General features: G+C 50.8%; 1 protein-coding gene and 2 pseudogenes. All 3 read right to left on the bottom strand.

Going from position 1 to position 705, the window contains the following annotated elements:
- On the bottom strand, positions 1 to 147 hold a 147-nt coding region (locus tag BGK49_RS27730), incomplete at its 3' end, for an IS1 family transposase (RefSeq protein ID WP_001393286.1).
- A 53-nt stretch (positions 148 to 200) separates the two neighbouring features.
- Positions 201 to 374, bottom strand: a pseudogene (locus BGK49_RS27720) (hypothetical protein); the annotation flags it as partial.
- Positions 375 to 390: 16 nt separating this feature from the next.
- Positions 391 to 705 (bottom strand): annotated as a pseudogene (locus BGK49_RS16545) (IS1-like element IS1B family transposase); the annotation flags it as partial.

The raw sequence follows: 705 nt of genomic DNA, 5'->3' as shown, positions 1-705 counted from the left end.
TTGAGAAGCGGTGTAAGTGAACTGCAGTTGCCATGTTTTACGGCAGTGAGAGCAGAGATAGCGCTGATGTCCGGCAGTGCTTTTGCCGTTACGCACCACCCCGTCAGTAGCTGAACAGGAGGGACAGCTGATAGAAACAGAAGCCACTGGAGCACCTCAAAAACACCATCATACACTAAATCAGTAAGTTGGCAGCATCACCAAGTGCCCGTAAAGGCCGAAAGATGATCATGATTCTTACGGTCATAACTATCAGATACGGTAGCGTAGACATTTCCGTATTGCCCATCCCAACGCCCGTTAACCGCGCTGTTTATGGTATCGGTGTTCAGGCCTCCGACGGTTACGCCAAGTTCTTTATGGCTGAATGAATCAGGTAATGACTCCAACTTATTGATAGTGTTTTATGTTCAGATAATGCCCGATGACTTTGTCATGCAGCTCCACCGATTTTGAGAACGACAGCGACTTCCGTCCCAGCCGTGCCAGGTGCTGCCTCAGATTCAGGTTATGCCGCTCAATTCGCTGCGTATATCGCTTGCTGATTACGTGCAGCTTTCCCTTCAGGCGGGATTCATACAGTGGCCAGCCATCCGTCATCCATATCACCACGTCAAAGGGTGACAGCAAGCTCATAAGACGCCCCAGCGTCGCCATAGTGCGTTCACCGAATACGTGCGCAACAACCGTCTTCCGGAGCCTGTC

Origin of the sequence: Shigella sp. FC1544, from assembly GCF_001722145.1 — a bacterium.
Lineage (GTDB): Bacteria > Pseudomonadota > Gammaproteobacteria > Enterobacterales > Enterobacteriaceae > Escherichia > Escherichia coli.
The sequence above is the reverse complement of the archived record's forward strand: the minus strand, read 5'-3'. Positions and strand labels throughout refer to the sequence as shown.